Raw genomic sequence first — 18,961 nt, 5'->3', positions numbered from 1 at the left:
AATCATTCTTATTGTTCTACTGCTTGTGCCGCTGTAATCAAGGTCAATTTGTACACGTCATCTGAATTACATCCACGAGAGAGGTCGTTCACTGGTTTGTTCAACCCTTGCAAGACAGGACCTACTGCTGCAAAGCCACCAAGACGTTCTGCCATCTTGTATCCAATGTTACCTGCCTCAATACCAGGGAAGATAAAGACATTAGCTTGTCCTGCCACCTTGCTTCCTGGAGCCTTCAAGGCTGCAGTTGCTGGGACAAAGGCTGCGTCAAATTGCAATTCCCCATCAATTTCAAGGTCTGGACGAAGTTCATGAGCAAGCTTAGTCGCTTCAACAACCTTATCAACACTTTCCCCAAAACCAGAGCCTTTGGTTGAATAGCTCAACATGGCAATTTTTGGATCAATGCCAAACATCTTAGCTGTGATAGCAGAGTTGATGGCGATTTCAGCTAAGCCTTCAGCATCTGGATTAATGTTGATGGCACAATCCCCGAACAAGTAGCGTTCGGATCCACGTACCATAAGGAAGGCACCAGAAGTCCGTTTGACATTTGGACGAGTTTTGATAATTTGAAGAGCTGGACGAACGGTTGCAGCTGTTGAGTGAATCGCACCTGATACCATCCCATCAACAATTCCCATGTGAACCAACATCACACCGAAATAGTTAACGTCGTCTTTCAAGACTTGACGCGCTTCTTCTTCTGTCATTTTGCCCTTACGACGTTCTACCAAGGAAGCTACCATCTCTTCAAAACCTGGATAAGAATGAGGATCAATAACTTCATATCCATCCAAAACCCCTTCAATTTCAAGGTAAATCCGAATTTTATCGGGATTACCAAGCAAGACAGGGGTTACTTCTGTCTCCTTCACAATGCGTTTTGTCGCTTGGAGAATACGAGGTTCTTCACCTTCTGGTAATACAATACGTGCATTCTTACCAACGAGGTTGGCTTTGAGATTTTCGAAAACTTCCATGAGTTTTACTCCTTTTAATAATTAATAACTGGTTTGAAGCTGTGTTAGAACAGCTTGGAAATCTGGAGGCAGTAGGCTTTCTATGACCAATTCTTCCTCTAGAAATGGATGATAATAGGATAGACGATGGCAATGGAGGGCCTGGCGCTCAATGCCATCTTCTAGACTTCCGCCATAGAGATCATCTCCCAAAAGCGGGAAACCAATGTGAGAAAAATGAACGCGGATCTGATGGGTTCGACCAGTGTGTAACTGGATATCCACTAGGTGAATATCACCAAAAGATTGAACAACCTGGTAGCTAGTATGAGCATACTTGCCTCCCTTTGCTACCTTTCGAGTAATGATCGACTCTTCATCACGCGCAATCGGGGCAATGATCTCTCCAGCACGATCTAACTGACCTTCTCCCTTAACCAAGGCATAATAGCGTTTCTGAATCGTTTTAGATTGCAATTGTTTGTCCAAGCGAGCATGGGCATAACCATGTTTGGCAAAGAGCATGACACCACTCGTATCCTTATCCAGGCGAGTGACAATGTGAACCTGCTGGTTCTCGTAGCCCTGCTTCACATAGTAGCCTTTTACAAAATTTGCTAAGGTATTGGAATGAATCGCACTTGGAATCGAGGCAATGCCAAAGGGTTTGTTTAAAACCAAAAAATGATCATCTTCAAACAAAATATCCAAAGGCCGATCCAGGGGTTTTAGGGTTTCGAACCCTTCTTCCGCTGGAATATCAATGACCAAGCGATCCCCAATATCCAACAAATAAATTGCATTCTCCGGACGTCCATTGACAAGGATCTGGCCACCACGAAACTTAATCTTTGCTAAGAGACCCTTAGAAACCTCGTGCTTTTTCAGGAAAGTCTTGACCTTGACATGCTCATCGACAATGAATTCAAATCTCATTCCCGATCATCTCCGATAAAGGCATCCTTGACCCGATTCCAGAAGCTGGTATGACTAGAACTAGCCACAAAATTGATCTTATGGTTGTCAATCTGGTACTCCACCTTTGCTATATTGCGATAGGAATAAGTTGAATTGTCAACAGAGATAATGTGGAAGCCAGGTCTCGTCGGTGTAATCTCAATCTTATCCTTTTTAGGGACAATAACAGAAGAACCCAAGGTACGATAAACACGGTTGTTGAGACTGGCAATTTCCGCAATCTGCAGCGCCTCAATTGTTGGGTGAAGGACTGCTCCTCCCAAGGATTTGTTGTAAGCCGTACTTCCTGTCGGAGTCGAAACAGTAATGCCGTCTCCTCTAAAGCGCTCAAAATCAACCCCATTGATGGTAAGATCGGCAACCATGGTCCGGTCGCTTCTCTTAATTGTCGCTTCGTTCAAGGCTCTCATGGTACGGGTTTCCCCATTGTCAAAAGTAATCTTGACATTCAAAATAGGGTAGGAAACCTTAGCTCCAGTATCATATTTTAAGTTCTCAACCAGCTTATCGATTTCACTGTCTAAGTAATCTGTATAAAATCCTAAGTGTCCGGTATGGACGCCAACAAAGCGAACTCGATCCAACTGGTGTTCATACTTGTGAAAGGCCGATAGCAACATCCCATCTCCACCAATGGAAATCACAATATCCGGATGCTTTTCCGTCAAAATAAAATTATTTTTTCGAAGCTTGTAGCGCAACTGCTGAAAAACCTCTTCACTTTGACGCTTGCGATTGCGAATAATGGATACTTTTTTACCTGTAGTCTTCATCTGTGTCATCACTATTTCCAACGCCATCATTTAACTTACGATGAAGTGGATCAAACAGGGCTTGAGCCTCCTGAATCGCATCCCGAATCGCTCCCATCTCTTCATCCAAGAGATAGGCCAGGTTTGCAGTCGTCTCTAAGCGTTTTTTGATCTCGTCTGGAAAGTCTCCTTTATATTTATAATTGAGCGAGTGTTCAATCGTTGCCCAAAAATTCATGGACAAGGTCCGAATTTGAATCTCTGCTAAGATTGTCTCATTACCATCAATGGTATCAACCGGATACTCTACCACAACGTGGTAACTCCGGTAACCACTTGATTTCTTGTGGCGGATGTAATCTCTCTCTTGGACCACGCGCATGTCCTGCCGTTGTCTCAAAACTTCTAGGATCTCTTCAACATCGTCTACGAACTGGACCATAATGCGAAGACCGGCAATATCCTGCATATCCTGCGCCAGATTTTCTTCAGAGATATTTCTTCGGATCATCTTTTCTCGGATGCTCTCGATCGGTTTGACACGGCCAGTGACAAACTCAATTGGAGAATGCTTTTGTTGCTTACGATATTGTTTACGAATCCCACGCAGTTTGATTTTTAATTCCCCAACTGCTTGGATATAAGGATCTAAGAAGTTTTCCCAATCAATTGCCATCCTACCACCTTGTAATCTGAACCATTTTTGTATACAATAAACACATCTCTTATTATATCATGAATCGCTTTCGAAAAAAAGCAAAGGACCACAAAATGAACCATTTAGAAATTGAATACAAAACCTTGCTAGACAAGGAGGAATACCAATCCCTCCTTCCACTTTTTGCTGATACAGAATTGGTTGTCCAAACCAACCACTATATCGATACACCCGACCAGCTCATCCGCAAGGAAAAAATGGCCTTGCGGGTGCGTACCTTCACAGATCAGGCGGAATTGACCCTCAAAGTTCCTGAAACAGTTGGCCATTTCGAGTACAATCAAAACCTCAGCCCAGAAGAAACTGACGCGATCCTTCAACACCAACAGTTTCCTGACGGAGAAATCAAAAACCTCTTGATCTCTAAAGAAATCCCCGTTGAGCATCTCGCTGTCTGGGGAAGCCTTACAACAGAACGCTTCGAAAAAGAAACAGCTGCAGGCTTGGTGGCACTAGACCACAGTCTCTATCTAGACACTGAAGATTATGAATTAGAAATCGAGGTCGAAACTGCTGAACAGGAAGAAAATTTCCATCAGTTCATCAAAGAGCATGGAATCGTCTACAAAGCAGCAAAAAATAAAATCGCCAGATTGGCTGAAAGATTGTAAAATAGCTGAAATTATCGCAAATTTTTGCTAAAATAGTGCTAAGATCAAAAATCTAAATGAGGTTGGAATCACATGTCAGATAAAAAAAATATGAAGCTCTTCTCTCTCAATTCAAATCCAGAGATTGCGCAAAAAATCGCGGATCATGCTGGGGTTCCACTTGGGAAAATTTCATCCCGTCAATTCTCAGATGGTGAAATCCAAGTCAATATTGAGGAAAGTGTTCGTGGATATGATATTTATATCATTCAATCAACCAGTTTCCCTGTCAACAATCACTTGATGGAACTCTTAATTATGGTGGATGCTTGCCAACGGGCCAGCGCAAATACTGTCAATGTGGTCATGCCTTACTTCGGTTATGCCCGCCAAGACCGGACTGCTGCTCCTCGCGAACCAATTACTGCTAAGCTTGTCGCAAATATGTTGGTCAAAGCTGGGGTGGATCGTGTCGTCACTCTGGATCTCCATGCAGTGCAAGTCCAAGGTTTCTTCGATATTGCCGTGGATAACCTCTTTACCATTCCTCTTTTTGCAGAACACTACATCAACAAAGGTCTAACAGGGCCTGATGTCGTAGTAGTCAGCCCTAAAAACTCTGGTGTCAAACGAGCTCGCAGTTTAGCGGAATATCTTGATGCACCGATTGCGATCATTGATTACGAACAAGATGATGCAAACCGTGATTATGGCTATATTATCGGGGATGTCAAAGATAAGAAAGCAATCTTGATTGACGATATCCTCAATACCGGTAAGACATTCTCAGAAGCTGCGAAAATCGTCGAACGCGAAGGTGCTACTGAAATTTATGCTGTTTCAAGCCACGGTTTATTTGTAAAAGGCGCTGTTGAATTATTAGACCAAGCTCCGATCAAAGAAATCTTGGTGACCGATTCTGTTGCTCCAAATGGACCAACTCCAAAAAATATTAACTATCTGACAGCTAGCGAACTGATCGCTGAAGCTATTGTTCGCATTCAAGAAAGAAAACCTGTTAGTCCTCTATTTGCCTACCACAAGAAATAAGGTCTTAATGTGATATATTTTGATAATGCCGCAACAACTCCCCTTCTACCTGAAGTCATTGATAAAATGTCTGAAACTATGAAGACCACTTTTGGAAATCCATCGAGCCTTCATGCTCATGGACGGATGGCTAGTAAACTCCTCCGAGAATCTCGCGAGCAGATTGCTCAGTCTCTCCATACTCTTCCAAATCGTATTTTCTTCACTTCAGGTGGATCAGAAAGTAATAATACCGTTATAAAAGGCTACTGCTTGAAACACCAAGCAGATGGCAAACACATCATTACGACCGCTTTGGAACACCATGCGGTTCTCGAACCCATCGAATACCTTGTAGAACGTTTCGGATTTGAAGTTACGATCGTCCAACCAAGAGATGGACGCATTCAGGCTAGTGATATCAAGGCTGCACTTAGACCGGATACCATTCTTGTCTCTACCATGTTTGCCAATAACGAGACAGGCGATCTTCTACCGATTAAAGAAATCGGAGAATTCTTAAAAGATCATCCAGCTGCCTTTCACGTTGATGCGGTCCAAGCAATCGGAAAGGTCCCTGTCTATCCCGAAGAGTTGGGAATTGATTTTCTCAGTGCTTCTGCCCACAAATTCCACGGACCAAAGGGAGTCGGCTTCCTTTATGCAGCCGTCCCAGATTTTGATAATCTCATCCATGGTGGGGATCAGGAAAGTAAGATGAGAGCCAGCACGGAAAATCTCATTTCTATTGTCGGGATGGCAACTGCGCTTAAGCAAGCTACACTTCATCAAGAAGAAAATTTCAACCAGGTTCAAAAACTCGGCCAAGAACTAGTCAATGGTTTAGCAGCCTACGACTACTACGTTAATGCGAATGAAGATCATCTTCCATTTGTTTGGAATCTTGGCTTTCCGGGTGTCCAAAATGATGTATTATTAATGCGACTCGATCTTGCTGGAATTTCTGTCTCTACAGGTTCTGCTTGTACCGCTGGTACAGTTCAACCCAGCCATGTCCTTGAGGCGCTCTATGGAAAAGATAGCTCACGCCTAAAAGAATCCCTTCGAATTAGTTTTTCAGAACTCAATACCGTAGAGGAGGTTCAAGACTTCCTCTCAAAACTTAAAGAAATTTTATCATAGGAGAACAATATGGCTTTTGAAACAAGTGTTTCATTGAAAGACTGCAAATATACCTATAGTCTACACCCAAATGTAAAAAAATATACCTTACGTGACAATACATTCGCTGTTACAAAAGTTGGAAATTACGAGTTAAATCGTTTGCTCGAAGCAGTTCCAAATAGCGGCGAAGGCTTCCTACTTAAAATCATTTTCAATAAAGATTTGACAGGTTTTAAGATCAATATTACAGACAAGTCTGGGCTTCGCCTGGTTAATATCTTTAAAAATCCAGAAAATGACATTATCCAACAAAAATTCTATTTCTTAATGGATAGTCTTGTCGAAAGAGAAATTTTCAACAAAACAGAGGCCTAATATGGTAACCCTAACTTATATCGATGCTTACCAAGTAGAACGAACGACTACTTATCCTGACCTTGCAGCCTGTATCCTAGCTTTTTCAGGCTGTGTAACCTTGCCTGACTCTTACTCAATCGTATCCATTGAATACAAGGGGGAAAAGCTCCCCTATACAGGACGTGTCGATGGACTTTATGCTTTTTTGAAAAAGGTAGAACAAGCTGAAAACTAAGCTGATGCTGATGGAACTCTCCATCGCCATCAGCTTTTTCTTTAGACAAAAATATTTTTTAAAAACCGCTCTAGATAGTTGATTTTTTCACAATCTTCCTATACAATAAGAGGGAAAGGTTGTGATATTGTGAAACATGATAAAAATACTCCAATTCCACGCGCAACAGCAAAACGCTTATCGCTCTACTACCGCATTTTTAAACGCTTTAACTCTGAAAAAATAGAGCGCGCCAATTCCAAGCAAATTGCTGATGCAATTGGGATTGACTCTGCTACCGTTCGCCGAGATTTTTCTTATTTTGGTGAATTAGGAAGACGGGGATTTGGTTATGACGTAAAAAAACTAATGAACTTCTTTGCCGATCTTTTAAATGACAATGCCATTACCAATGTCGCTATTGTGGGGATCGGAAATATGGGAAGTGCGCTTCTCAACTATCGCTTCCATGAACGCAATAAGATGAAAATTGTCATGGCTTTTGATGTAGATGATCATGAACTGATTAATACCAAAAGTAAGGATGGGATCCCCATTTATGGGATTTCTACGATCAAAGAGAATCTCAAAAAAGAAGGCATTCAAACAGCAATTTTAACTGTCCCAAGTATTAAAGCGCAGGAAGTTGCTAGTCTTTTAGTAGATGCCGGTGTCAAAGGAATTCTAAGCTTTTCTCCGGTCCATCTGACAGTTCCTAAAGACGTTGTTGTCCAATATGTCGATCTCACTAGTGAATTGCAAACACTCCTTTATTTCATGCGAAAAAACGAAGAATAAAGATTTATACATTAACAAGAAAAGAGGCTGGGATAAAAATCCTAGCCTCTCAATTATTTTTGGATTGTCGAGCAAGACGCAGTGGTTGAGTGGGCTCTACCATGCTGATTTCATCAGCTTTTACAGCCCTACTCAACTGTGCGGAGGTGGGACGACGAAATCGAATTCTAACGAATTACCGATTTCTGTCCCACTCTCTATTTTATACCAAATAATCGGTTTCTTCACGGTAACTATAATAGTTTTCTTCAGATACAATCAAGTGATCTAATAGGGTTAAGCCCATCACTTCACAGGCCTCTAAAACTCGTTGCGTTACTTCATCATCATTTTTACTCGGAAATACGGCACCAGATGGATGATTGTGAGCCAAGATGATAGAGGTTGCCATGTGCTTCAGTGCATAATGCAGGATTTCACGTGGCTCCGCAATACTTCGATTCACGGTTCCAATAAAAATGGTCTGCTGATGAATAATTTCATTCTGCGTATTTAAATAGAGGGCAACCAGGTGCTCCTGTTTCTTATGGCCGATTTCCTGTTGAATTTTATGGGCCAATTTCTGGCTGCTCATGATCTGTTCAGAACTCATCAATTCGTCTTTATGAATCCTTCGTCCAAACTCAATCACAGCCTGAAGTTCGATGGCCTTCACCCGGCCAATCCCAGAGATTTCCTGCAGCTCCTCTAGGGTTAATTGACTTAACTCCTTTAAACTATTAACGGAGCTCAAAAGACCTTGTGCAATATCATAAACGCTTTTTTTCTTATTGCCTGTCCGTAAGAGAATGGATAACAATTCTTGATGACTCAGCTTATCTACCCCTTCAGAAACCAAACGTTCTCTAGGAAGCAAAGATGGTTCAATAAATGATATGTCGTACATAATTTCCTCCTCACTTATTAATTCGTAATAAATAGAGAAAACGACGACCTTGCATTATTTACAGGCGATCTCTTCCTTCAAATCATCTAACACTAAGACTTCATCTTTATTAAAGCGGATCTGGTAACCTGTTTGAACTTGTTCAAGCTCCTTTAAAAACTGTTGAATTTCACAGCGGATCAAGTACTCCTGGCTCTGAGGAATGGCCTCTAAAGCTTGGTAGACCTGCTCTACTTCGTAGATACCTTTCGTAATTAAACCATTTCGTGGAAAATCGTTTACTAAGAGATTATAGAAATGATGCAAGAGATGATAAATTCGCTCTTTTGTCACTATTCTACCTCCTTATCATACTCTTTCTCCTCTATTATATACTGATTTTCCCTCAATATTATGACAAATTCCTTACATAATATTACCAATCTCTTACAATTTTACAAGAATTTCTCCTAGCTTCCTACATAGAAAAAGCCCTAGCATCTCTGCCTCGGGCTTTATTTTCTTAAAGTTGCATTTGATTATAAGACTTGCTGAATGAATCCAGGATGTCTTTTGGAGCCTTGTCATAGTCAACAGAGGTTTCCAAATTTCCTTTTACAATTGTCCGGTAAGTCGCTGCAGCATCCTCACAGGTCACCAAGGTGATCTCATTGACGCCTTCACGATCTTGAATAACATCTACACGGTCTGGAGTCACTGTCTCAACAGATGAGATGACATAAGTATAGATTTTTTCTTTGTCCGTGATGTAGATCTTCATACCCGCCTTGGCTTTCTCTAATGGTGAGAATAACATGGCATTAGCTCCAGTTAGGCCAAATACGTGGTGACTAGCAAGAGAATAATTGCCTTGTCCCATGACTTGGTTTTCCTTCATGGTCCCTGCTCCGTAGTAGAGGGCTACATTTTCAAGCCCCTTAAAGATCGGAAGGTTCATGTTTAATTCAGGAATCGAAATTCCCCCAATTACTGGTAGTTTTTGAGCTTGCCATTGGGCATTGATGACGGCTTCCGTCGAAAGTGACTGGACATGTTGGAAATCAAAGCTCGTCTTCACTTCTTTATTCTTATCAATGGTTTTTTTATCGACCTTGCTAACCTGATATTGGTTGGTATGCCACACCATAATCATGTTTCGGATCGGAGCATTGAAAATCAAGAGAAGCGAGAGAATAATCAAAAGTGTTGCAACGATGTTGATAAGAGTATTGCGTAAACTCTTTTTCTTTTTTCTTTTGCGTGACATGCTGTCCCCTTATCTATTCGTTTTCTTCCACTACTTCTTCATCTTTTTCATCGGGTTGGACTGTTGTAAAGGTCACAATTTTCGCATCCTGATCCAGTCTCATGACTTTCACACCCTGAGTTGAACGACCCGTTTGAGAGATATTCCCAACACTTGTGCGGATCATGACTCCGGTATCGGTAATGATCATCAGATCTTCATCCCCTTTAACGGTTAAAAGACCAGCTAAGGGACCATTTTTCTCTGTGATATTGACTGTCTTGATTCCTTTACCGCCACGGCCTTTGGTTGGGTATTCGCTAGCCATTGTCCGCTTACCATACCCTTTTTCAGTGATGATCAATACTTCATCTTGATCCGTAACGACGCTAGCCCCAACAACCTTGTCTCCTTCACGGAGATTCACACCACGTACACCTGTGGCAGAACGTCCCATATTCCGGACTACAGCCTCATTAAAGCGGACTGAATAACCATACTTGGTACCGATAATGACGTCAGCATTGCCATCTGTAAGGAAGACATTGATCAATTCATCCTCATCGCGCAGATTCAGAGCTTTGAGACCGTTCTGACGAATATTTGAAAATTCAGCTACATTGGTCCGCTTGACCAAACCTTGTCGCGTCGTAAAGAAGAGATATGCTTCGTCACTGCGATCTTGCTCCACATTGATAATGGTTTGAATCGATTCACCTTCGTCCAATTTTAAGAGGTTGACGATTGGTAATCCTTTGGCTGTCCGGCCATATTCTGGAATCTCATAACCTTTCAGACGATAGACACGCCCTTTATTGGTAAAGAAGAGCAAATGATCATGGGTGCTCGTAGAGACCAGTTCACGGACAAAGTCATCATCTTTGACACCAGTTCCCTGAACACCACGTCCACCACGTTTTTGAGCCGTAAATTCCGCTTGATCCAAACGTTTGATGTAGCCTTTGTTAGAAAGGGTGATCAAGACATCTGTTTCTTCAATCAAGTCCTCATCCTCAAGAGAAAGGACTTCACCAACCATCAACTCAGTTCGGCGAGCATCGCCAAACTTACGTTTGACTTCTTCCAGTTCTTCCTTGATGATGGTCGCCACACGTTCTGGCTTCGCCAAAATGTCAGCCAAATCAGCAATCAAGGCAACCAAATCATCGTATTCACTTTGGATCTTGTCTCGTTCCAAACCGGTCAAACGACGAAGACGCATGTCCAAAATGGCTTGACTTTGACGTTCAGAAAGCTTGAATTTAGCCATTAATTCAGCTTGTGCTTCAGCATCTGTCTGGCTATTGCGGATGATCCGGATCACTTCATCGATGTGATCCAAGGCAATGAGCAAACCTTCCAAGATATGGGCACGTGCTTCCGCTTTTTCTTTATCAAAGATGGTCCGTCGAGTCACTACTTCTTTCTGGTGCTCGATATAAGCACCTAAAATTTGGCGAAGAGAAAGAATCTTTGGAACGCCATTTTGGATCGCTAACATATTGAATCCAAAATTGGTTTGCATTTGTGTCATCTTAAAGAGGTTGTTCAAAATAACGTTAGCCGAAGCATCTCGGCGGACCTCAATCACAAAACGAACCCCTTCACGGTTTGATTCATCCCGTACAGCTGTAATCCCTTCGATCCGTTTTTCTTGCACCAAGCGAACGATGTGCTCGTGCACCTTGGTTTTATTGACCATATAAGGGAACTCAGTGACAACAATCCGTTCACGGCCACTCTTGGTTACTTCAATCTCTGTACGAGAACGAAGAACGATTGATCCTTTTCCGGTTTCATAGGCTTTGTGGATACCTGATTTCCCCATGACCAAAGCACCTGTCGGAAAATCTGGACCAGGAAGAACTTCCATGAGTTCACGGGTCGTTACCTCAGGATTATCCATCATCAGCTTCACTGCATCAATGGTTTCTCCCAAATTGTGAGGAGGAATATTGGTTGCCATCCCAACGGCAATCCCAGTAGCACCATTGACGAGAAGGTTAGGGAAACGTGCAGGTAAGACCAAAGGTTCGCGCTCACTGGCATCATAGTTATCTACGAAATCAACTGTATTTTTATTGATATCCCGCAACATTTCAAGAGCGATCTTACTCATGCGAGCTTCGGTATACCGTTGTGCAGCGGCACCATCACCGTCCATAGAACCAAAGTTTCCATGACCATCTACTAACATGTAGCGATAACTCCACCATTGCGCCATCCGAACCATGGCTTCATAAATAGAGGAATCCCCGTGTGGGTGGTATTTACCCATAACATCCCCTGTGATACGGGCTGATTTCTTATGTGGTTTATCTGGTGTAACACCTAATTCATTCATTCCGTACAAAATACGACGGTGAACAGGTTTCAAACCATCACGAACATCAGGGAGGGCACGAGCAACGATAACACTCATGGCATAATCGATAAAACTCGTCTTCATTTCTGATGTTAAATTCACATCAATTAGATTCTTATCCTGCATTCAAAAAATGCCTCTCTTTACTTAATTCACCATACTATTATAACACATTTTAGCCTATTTTTCTTCTTAGGAACACAAACGTAAAAACGTTTACATCAAGGATTCATACTGTTTCAGATGACAAAGACTTTCAAAAGTGGTAGAATGAAGACGTATGAGAATCTATCTCAAAAAAATATGAAGGAGACGTTTAGACTCATGGATATGACTAAACAACACAAAAAAGTTATCCTTGTCGGTGACGGTGCCGTAGGTTCATCTTATGCATTTGCACTTGTCAACCAAGGAATTGCACAAGAGCTTGGAATTATCGAAATTCCTCAATTGCACGAAAAAGCTGTTGGAGATGCGCTTGACCTTAGCCACGCCCTTGCCTTCACTTCACCTAAGAAGATCTATGCGGCTGAGTACGCTGACTGTGCGGATGCTGACCTTGTTGTAATTACTGCAGGTGCTCCTCAAAAACCAGGTGAAACTCGCCTTGATCTTGTTGGTAAAAACCTTGCCATTAACAAATCAATCGTAACACAAGTTGTGAAATCAGGATTTAACGGTATCTTCCTTGTAGCTGCTAACCCAGTTGACGTTTTGACATACTCTACATGGAAATTCTCAGGATTCCCTAAAGAACGCGTTATCGGTTCTGGTACTTCTCTTGACTCAGCTCGTTTCCGTCAAGCACTTGCTGAAAAATTGGACGTTGATGCTCGTTCAGTGCACGCCTACATCATGGGTGAACATGGAGACTCAGAATTCGCTGTATGGTCACACGCTAACATCGCTGGTGTAAACCTTGAAGAATTCCTTAAAGATACTCAAAACGTTCAAGAAACTGAATTGATCGAATTGTTCGAAGGTGTTCGTGATGCTGCTTACACCATCATCAACAAAAAAGACTCTCATACTTTGAGAGTCTTTTTTGAGCTTTGAAACGAACAAAAAAGGCTGAGAGTTCTCAACCTTTTTTCTTTCCACCCTGAGGGAATCGAACCCCCATCTCAAGAACCGGAATCTTACGTGATATCCATTACACTAAGGGTGGCAACTGTTATAGTATATCAAATTCTCGAGAATTTTACAAGTAAAAAAAGCTTACCGAGAGGTAAGCTTTTTGAATATTACAATTCGATATCGCCAAACAAGTCAGCCATTGAGAATCCAGTTTGAGTTTCTGGAAGATCAAAGTCACGTTTTTCTTGTTTTGGACGACGTGGGCGAGATTGACGTTTTTCTTGTTTTTCGCCTTCTTCTTGAGCTGGACGTTCTTCAAGAGCTTTGATAGAAAGTGATACACGTTCATCTGCAGCATTTACTTCAAGAACTTTAACAGTTACTTCTTGTCCAACTTTAAGAACATCTTTTGGATTTTCAACACGTTTGTGTGAAATTTGTGAGATGTGTACAAGTCCGTCGATACCTGGCAATACCTCAACGAATGCACCGAAGTCAGTCAAACGTTTAACAGTTCCTTCGATAACATCACCAGCAGCCAATTTTTGTTCAACGCCATCCCAAGGTCCAGGGGTTGTAGCTTTCAATGAAAGTGATACACGACCTTCTTCTTCGTTCAAGTCAAGAACTTTCACTTGGATTTCTTCACCAACAGTTACAACTGATTTAGGTGATACGTTGCGTTCGTGTGATAATTCTGTCAAGTGAACCAATCCATCAACACCACCAAGGTCAATGAAGGCACCGAAGCTTGTGATACGTGCAACTTTACCAGTTACGACATCACCAACGTTCAATTTACCAAATACTTCTGCGCGTGCTGCAGCTGATTCAGCTTCAACAACTTCACGACGTGAAAGGATAAAGCGGTTTTCTTTTGGATCTACTTCTTTGATTTTAGCATCAAATTCTTGACCTACGAAACGTTCAGTGTTACGTACAAAACGAGTATCAAGCATTGAAGCTGGAATAAATCCACGAAGTCCTTCAAATTCTACTGAAAGTCCGCCCTTAACAGCGCGAGTTCCTTTAACAGTAACAACTTCTTCTTCACGTCCAACCAATTTGTCCCATGCTTTGCGAGCTTCCAAACGTTTTTTAGATACAAGGTAAGTTACTGTATCAGTATCTTTACCAACTACTTGACGAAGAACAAGCAATTCAAGTGTTTCACCTGGTTTTACCAAGTCGTTGATGTCAGCATCACGATCGTTTGTCAATTCGCGAAGAGTCAAGACACCTTCGACACCAGTTCCAGAGATTGCAACGTTAGCTTGGTTCGCGTCAACTGTCAATACTTCAGCAGTAACAACGTCACCTGGTTCAACTTGGCTAACACTGTTTAGCAAATCTTCAAATTCATTCATCTAAAAAATCCTCCAACAATCAAGTTTTCTAAAACTTGACATACTTATAATTATTTTTCCTAAGCAAGCACTCGCAATGAGATCATCTACAATCTTTAACGACTCATCCTATAAAGAAATAAAATACCTGGATAGATATTTTATCACTTATCTGATATTACCTAAGAACTGGGGTAGCTGGATTCGAACCAACGCATGAGGGAGTCAAAGTCCCTTGCCTTACCGCTTGGCTATACCCCATGAATGAAATGGAGAGAGAGGGATTCGAACCCCCGAACCCGAAGGAGCGGATTTACAGTCCGCCGCGTTTAGCCTCTTCGCTATCTCTCCATATAAATCAACAGGATCTATTATACCATTGATTTATTATGATTGCAAGCCCTTATTTATTCAAATTATAATTTTCTATCAAAATTTCAACGGCTTTTTCAAGTTTTTTGTAAAGAGAATCCACATTTCCATTTTTGATAATGGCAAATTGCCCACCCATGTCTGCAATTTCACCAATCGTTTTCTTGCCAATGGACAAAGTGAATCCATCAAAAGTGTCTTTTCCGACGGTTACTTTACTATCAACGATTTGAATCTCAATTTTCTTATCTTTTTTACTCATTTCAACCCTCTTTTCACTTTTTCTATTTTACAAAAATTCTTTTGATGACGCAAGAGAAAAGGGAGTGAGACAGAAAGAATTTAAATAGAAATTCCTTCTTCATCCCACCCCCGAAAAGGTCATTCAGCTTCTTTTGAGCCTATAAGCGAATGAAGAGAAACATTAGCTGCTGTGTTCTTTCGTTAAGACTCGTTCTCATTGAAGCTTGGACACTTTTGTCTCAGATGCTTTCGTTTTAATCGACTTTGACAATCCATCCTTCTGGCGCTTCGACATCGCCAAATTGGATACCGGTCAACTCGTCATAGAGTTTCCGTGTGACAGGACCTACCTCTGTTTCAGAATAGAAGACATGGAAGTCATCTCCGTGTTGAACGCCTCCGATTGGAGAGATGACAGCTGCGGTACCACAAGCTCCTGCTTCTACAAAGCGATCCAAATCATTGATAAAGACATCCCCTTCAATTGGTGTCATACCAAGACGGTGTTCTGCCAAATAAAGTAAAGAGTACTTGGTGATCGATGGCAAGATAGAAGGACTCAATGGGGTCACAAATTCGTTATTAGCAGTGATACCAAAGAAGTTTGCAGAACCAACTTCTTCAATCTTGGTGTGCGTCGCTGGATCAAGGTAAATCACGTCAGAGAAGTTACGATCATGCGCAATCTTACCTGGCAACATACTCGCTGCGTAGTTCCCACCAACTTTTGCAGCCCCTGTACCATGTGGTGCAGCACGGTCATACTCATCTTGAATCAAGAAGTTCGTTGGAACCAAACCACCTTTAAAGTAGTTACCGACAGGCATGGCAAAGATGGTAAAGATATACTCATCTGCTGGATGCACACCAATAATATCACCAACCCCAATCAAAAGTGGACGAAGATAAAGTGTTGCACCAGTACCATATGGTGGAACGTACTCTTCATTGGCTTTTACCACTGCCTTACAAGCATCTACAAACATATCTGTTGGAACTTGAGGCATCAACAAACGATCTGCTGTACGTTGCAAACGTTTGGCATTTTGATCTGGACGGAACAATTGGACGCTTCCATCTTTTGTACGGTAGGCTTTCAACCCTTCAAAGGCTTGCTGACCGTAATGCAAACTTGGAGAGGATTCGGACAAATGCAAGGTCGCATCTTCTGTCAATTCCCCTTTTTCCCAAGCTCCATTGCGATAATGTGCCAAATAGCGATAAGGTAAATTCATATATGAAAAGCCAAGGTTTTCCCAATCAAGTGATACTGTCATGATAGTGCTCCTTTTAATTCTTTCTATTCCTAGTCGATCTGATGCAGGTCGATTCAGTTTCTCAATCTATGTACACTATTGTACACCATTTCATGAGAATTTCAAGTGATATTTTCAATTTTCAGAAAATTTATTTTTAAAGAAAGTCAGTCCTAGAATGGACCGACCCCTTCTTTTACTTGATAGTGGCTGAAAAAACTTCTTGATCCGAAATGGTATCATTGACAAAGGATCCATTGCTTGTTCTTTCAGAAATGCTTAATTGTGTCAAATCAACCTCGGTCACCTGTCCAGTGGTAGAGGTAATAGCAAGAATTTGATCTTGCTCTCCTACTTCTTCCTGGCTCGTAAAGAGATCAAAATCTCCTTGGTCCGTGAAAACTGGACCTGCCTTGAAGACTCGGTGTGGTTTAGACTTCAGTTCACGTAAGACTTGAAGTCCGCGTTTAGCTCGGCTGGTAACAGGAATATCGTCCTGGGACATCCGTTTCAGACTGCCTCGCTGGGTCAGAATGTACATGCTTGGAGTCGTTGACTTAAAGACGGCTACCACTTGATCTCCATCTTTCAGGTTAATAGCTTTGACCCCTGCTGCTTTAGCACCAACTACCGGCACCTCTTCAATATTGAAGCGCAGACCATAGCCATTTTGGGTAATGATCATGATGTCCTCGAGGACAACTGGTGCAACCGCTACGATACGGTCCTCTTGGTCTTTCAGCTTAGCGTACTTCGTTGATTTGGAGCGGTAGGTCCGCCATGGGCTCAATTCCTTGCGTTCAAAGCGCTTGATTTGTCCTTGTTGGGTAGCTGCAAAGTAGGTCACACCTTCAAACTGATCCACAATCTCCGCAAAGAGAATTTCTTCTTCCTGCTCGAAATTGGTCAAAGTTTGACTCAAGTGCTCCCCAATATCCTTCCACTTGGTATCTGTCAATTCATGAATTGGTCGATAAATGGCATTTCCCAAGTTGGTAAAGAGTAAAAGATGCTGGGTAGTCTTAGCAGGCTCTACGAAAATCAACTCGTCATCATCTCGTTTTCCAACTTCTTCCAGTGTTGAGGCATTGAACGAACGAGGAGAGGTCCGTTTGATATAGCCAGCACGGGTCACGCTAACGAAGGTTTCTTCTTCGACAATGAGACTGGCTGTATCAATCTCAATCGTTTTAGCAGTATCTTGTAGCTCACTGCGTCGCGGATTGCCAAAGAGCTTCTTAACTTCACGCAATTCCTTCTTCATGAGATTGAACATGGTCCGTTCATCCCCTATAATAGCAGCCAAGGTAGCGATTTGCTCCTTGAGGTTAGCATGCTCTTCTTCCAAGGTGACGATATCTGTATTGGTCAAACGGTACAATTGCAAGGTGACAATGGCTTCTGCTTGTTCTTCCGTGAAATCGTAGCTGACCTTGAGGTTTTCCTTGGCATCTGCCTTGTTATCAGAAGCGCGGATCAAGGCAATGACTTCATCGAGGATAGAAATCACGCGGATTAAGCCCTCTACGATGTGGAGCCGTCGTTCTGCCTTTTCCTTATCAAAGCGCGAGCGAGCGACAATGATATCCCGACGGTGAGCAATGTAGCTAGAGAGAATCGGTACAATCCCCACTTGACGTGGTGTGTAGTTATCAATTGCCACCATATTGAAGTTATAGTTGACCTGCAAGTCTGTATACTTGAACAAGTAGTTCAAGATCAAATCTGCATTGGCATCTTTTTTGAGCTCAATGGCAATACGAAGACCATCTCGGTCAGACTCATCCCGGACTTCTGCGATACCGGCAACCTTGTTGCTAACACGAACATCGTCGATCTTCTTGACCAAGACTGCCTTGTTGATCTCATAAGGAATCTCGGTGACAACGATTTGTTGCTTACCGCCTTTGAGTTGCTCGATCTCTGTTTTAGAGCGGACAACCACCCTGCCCTTACCAGTTTCATAGGCTTTCTTGATCTCATCGCGTCCCTGGATAATGGCACCAGTTGGGAAATCAGGTCCAGGTAAAAACTCCATGAGTTTGTCTACTTTGGCAGATGGATGGTCGATCATGTAGACCACAGCATCGATGACTTCTGCAAGGTTGTGTGGCGGAATATCAGTCGCGTAACCAGCTGAAATCCCTGTAGCTCCATTGACCAAGAGGTTTGGAAATGCTGCTGGCAAAACAGTTGGCTCTTTTTCTGTATCATCAAAGTTCCAGGCAAATGGCACTGTATTCTTTTCGATATCTTGCAAAAGATAGCCAGCAATTTCAGACAAACGAGCTTCCGTATAACGCATGGCTGCCGGTGGATCCCCGTCCATGGAACCATTGTTTCCGTGCATTTCAACAAGGATCTCGCGGTTCTTCCAGTCTTGAGACATACGGACCATGGCATCATAGATAGAACTGTCCCCGTGAGGGTGAAAATTCCCCATGATGTTCCCGACAGACTTGGCAGACTTGCGGTAGCCCTTGTCATGGGTATTGCCATCCTTATTCATAGAATAAAGAATCCGCCGTTGAACAGGTTTCAAGCCATCCCGAATATCAGGAAGAGCCCGTTCTTGAATAATGTATTTGGAGTAGCGACCAAAGCGCTCCCCCATGATGTCCTCCAGGGACATATTTTGAATATTAGACATAAGATACAAAGCCCTTAA

At 42.3% G+C, this 18,961-nt stretch carries 18 protein-coding genes, 3 tRNA genes and 1 pseudogene; 7 read left to right on the top strand and 15 right to left on the bottom strand.

Annotation, left to right across the window (positions count from 1 at the left end):
• Positions 1-8: 8 nt before the first annotated feature.
• From pta to I2E70_RS01930, 4 genes are read right to left on the bottom strand one after another with little or no spacing between them, the layout of a single operon-like run.
• Positions 9-983, bottom strand: coding sequence for a phosphate acetyltransferase (gene pta, locus I2E70_RS01945; RefSeq protein ID WP_195189840.1), 975 nt, complete (start codon positions 981-983; stop codon positions 9-11).
• 21 nt (positions 984-1,004) lie between these two features.
• Positions 1,005-1,898 carry an RluA family pseudouridine synthase gene (locus tag I2E70_RS01940; protein ID WP_195423171.1) on the bottom strand — a complete coding sequence of 298 codons (894 nt, stop codon included), beginning with the start codon at positions 1,896-1,898 and terminating at the stop codon, positions 1,005-1,007.
• On the bottom strand, positions 1,895-2,713 hold the full coding sequence (locus tag I2E70_RS01935; protein ID WP_282184817.1) for an NAD kinase: 819 nt from the start codon (positions 2,711-2,713) through the stop codon (positions 1,895-1,897). The genes I2E70_RS01940 and I2E70_RS01935 overlap by 4 nt, the downstream gene beginning before the upstream one ends.
• The gene (locus tag I2E70_RS01930) at positions 2,697-3,368 is read right to left on the bottom strand and encodes a GTP pyrophosphokinase (RefSeq protein ID WP_023918039.1); all 672 of its coding nucleotides are present in this window, start codon (positions 3,366-3,368) and stop codon (positions 2,697-2,699) included. The genes I2E70_RS01935 and I2E70_RS01930 overlap by 17 nt, the downstream gene beginning before the upstream one ends.
• A gap of 95 nt (positions 3,369-3,463) precedes the next feature.
• On the opposite strand from I2E70_RS01930, the gene I2E70_RS01925 reads away from it, so the two are divergent.
• The 6 genes from I2E70_RS01925 (at position 3,464) to I2E70_RS01900 (ending at position 7,523) form a co-directional block, all read left to right on the top strand.
• Positions 3,464-4,021, top strand: a complete 558-nt coding sequence (locus I2E70_RS01925; RefSeq protein WP_195423168.1) for a CYTH domain-containing protein — start codon at positions 3,464-3,466, stop codon at positions 4,019-4,021.
• A gap of 72 nt (positions 4,022-4,093) precedes the next feature.
• Positions 4,094-5,050: a ribose-phosphate diphosphokinase gene (locus I2E70_RS01920; protein WP_003007186.1), complete on the top strand. Its 957-nt coding sequence runs from the start codon at positions 4,094-4,096 to the stop codon at positions 5,048-5,050.
• Between the two features lie 9 nt (positions 5,051-5,059).
• On the top strand, positions 5,060-6,172 hold the full coding sequence (locus tag I2E70_RS01915) for a cysteine desulfurase family protein (protein ID WP_195423166.1): 1,113 nt from the start codon (positions 5,060-5,062) through the stop codon (positions 6,170-6,172).
• A gap of 9 nt (positions 6,173-6,181) precedes the next feature.
• Positions 6,182-6,529 (top strand): DUF1831 domain-containing protein, encoded by a 348-nt coding sequence (locus I2E70_RS01910; RefSeq protein ID WP_009730974.1) that lies wholly within the window; start codon positions 6,182-6,184, stop codon positions 6,527-6,529.
• A 1-nt stretch (position 6,530) separates the two neighbouring features.
• Positions 6,531-6,746 carry a DUF4649 family protein gene (locus tag I2E70_RS01905; protein ID WP_049490891.1) on the top strand — a complete coding sequence of 72 codons (216 nt, stop codon included), beginning with the start codon at positions 6,531-6,533 and terminating at the stop codon, positions 6,744-6,746.
• A gap of 129 nt (positions 6,747-6,875) precedes the next feature.
• Positions 6,876-7,523 (top strand): redox-sensing transcriptional repressor Rex, encoded by a 648-nt coding sequence (locus tag I2E70_RS01900; protein WP_049474902.1) that lies wholly within the window; start codon positions 6,876-6,878, stop codon positions 7,521-7,523.
• A 202-nt stretch (positions 7,524-7,725) separates the two neighbouring features.
• Here the strand turns inward: I2E70_RS01900 and radC are convergent, their stop codons facing one another.
• From radC to gyrA, 4 genes are all read right to left on the bottom strand, one after another.
• Positions 7,726-8,409: a RadC family protein gene (radC, locus tag I2E70_RS01895; RefSeq protein WP_195423164.1), complete on the bottom strand. Its 684-nt coding sequence runs from the start codon at positions 8,407-8,409 to the stop codon at positions 7,726-7,728.
• Positions 8,410-8,463: 54 nt separating this feature from the next.
• Positions 8,464-8,742 (bottom strand): hypothetical protein, encoded by a 279-nt coding sequence (locus I2E70_RS01890; RefSeq protein WP_049474901.1) that lies wholly within the window; start codon positions 8,740-8,742, stop codon positions 8,464-8,466.
• Positions 8,743-8,911: 169 nt separating this feature from the next.
• Positions 8,912-9,655 carry a class A sortase gene (locus tag I2E70_RS01885; RefSeq protein ID WP_014713268.1) on the bottom strand — a complete coding sequence of 248 codons (744 nt, stop codon included), beginning with the start codon at positions 9,653-9,655 and terminating at the stop codon, positions 8,912-8,914.
• A 13-nt stretch (positions 9,656-9,668) separates the two neighbouring features.
• Positions 9,669-12,125: a DNA gyrase subunit A gene (gene gyrA, locus I2E70_RS01880; RefSeq protein ID WP_195423161.1), complete on the bottom strand. Its 2,457-nt coding sequence runs from the start codon at positions 12,123-12,125 to the stop codon at positions 9,669-9,671.
• Between the two features lie 198 nt (positions 12,126-12,323).
• Between gyrA and I2E70_RS01875 the strand changes: the two are divergent.
• Positions 12,324-13,019 (top strand): annotated as a pseudogene (locus tag I2E70_RS01875) (L-lactate dehydrogenase); the annotation flags it as partial.
• Positions 13,020-13,095: 76 nt separating this feature from the next.
• Here the strand turns inward: I2E70_RS01875 and I2E70_RS01870 are convergent.
• From I2E70_RS01870 to parC, 7 genes are all read right to left on the bottom strand, one after another.
• Positions 13,096-13,167: transfer RNA gene (locus I2E70_RS01870), tRNA-Arg, on the bottom strand.
• 76 nt (positions 13,168-13,243) lie between these two features.
• A complete protein-coding gene (gene rpsA / locus I2E70_RS01865) occupies positions 13,244-14,443 on the bottom strand; it encodes a 30S ribosomal protein S1 (protein WP_003011990.1) in 1,200 nt (399 codons plus the stop codon).
• Positions 14,444-14,611: 168 nt separating this feature from the next.
• A tRNA-Gln gene (locus I2E70_RS01860) sits at positions 14,612-14,683 on the bottom strand.
• Between the two features lie 9 nt (positions 14,684-14,692).
• A tRNA-Tyr gene (locus I2E70_RS01855) sits at positions 14,693-14,773 on the bottom strand.
• Positions 14,774-14,825: 52 nt separating this feature from the next.
• The gene (locus I2E70_RS01850) at positions 14,826-15,056 is read right to left on the bottom strand and encodes a DUF2969 domain-containing protein (protein WP_021153135.1); all 231 of its coding nucleotides are present in this window, start codon (positions 15,054-15,056) and stop codon (positions 14,826-14,828) included.
• A gap of 235 nt (positions 15,057-15,291) precedes the next feature.
• Positions 15,292-16,314: a branched-chain amino acid aminotransferase gene (locus I2E70_RS01845; protein ID WP_195423159.1), complete on the bottom strand. Its 1,023-nt coding sequence runs from the start codon at positions 16,312-16,314 to the stop codon at positions 15,292-15,294.
• A 175-nt stretch (positions 16,315-16,489) separates the two neighbouring features.
• Positions 16,490-18,943, bottom strand: coding sequence for a DNA topoisomerase IV subunit A (parC, locus tag I2E70_RS01840; protein WP_070594549.1), 2,454 nt, complete (start codon positions 18,941-18,943; stop codon positions 16,490-16,492).
• Positions 18,944-18,961: the final 18 nt, after the last annotated feature.

It is taken from the genome of Streptococcus parasanguinis, from assembly GCF_015556095.1.
Taxonomy (GTDB): domain Bacteria; phylum Bacillota; class Bacilli; order Lactobacillales; family Streptococcaceae; genus Streptococcus; species Streptococcus parasanguinis_Q.
The sequence above is the reverse complement of the archived record's forward strand: the minus strand, read 5'-3'. Positions and strand labels throughout refer to the sequence as shown.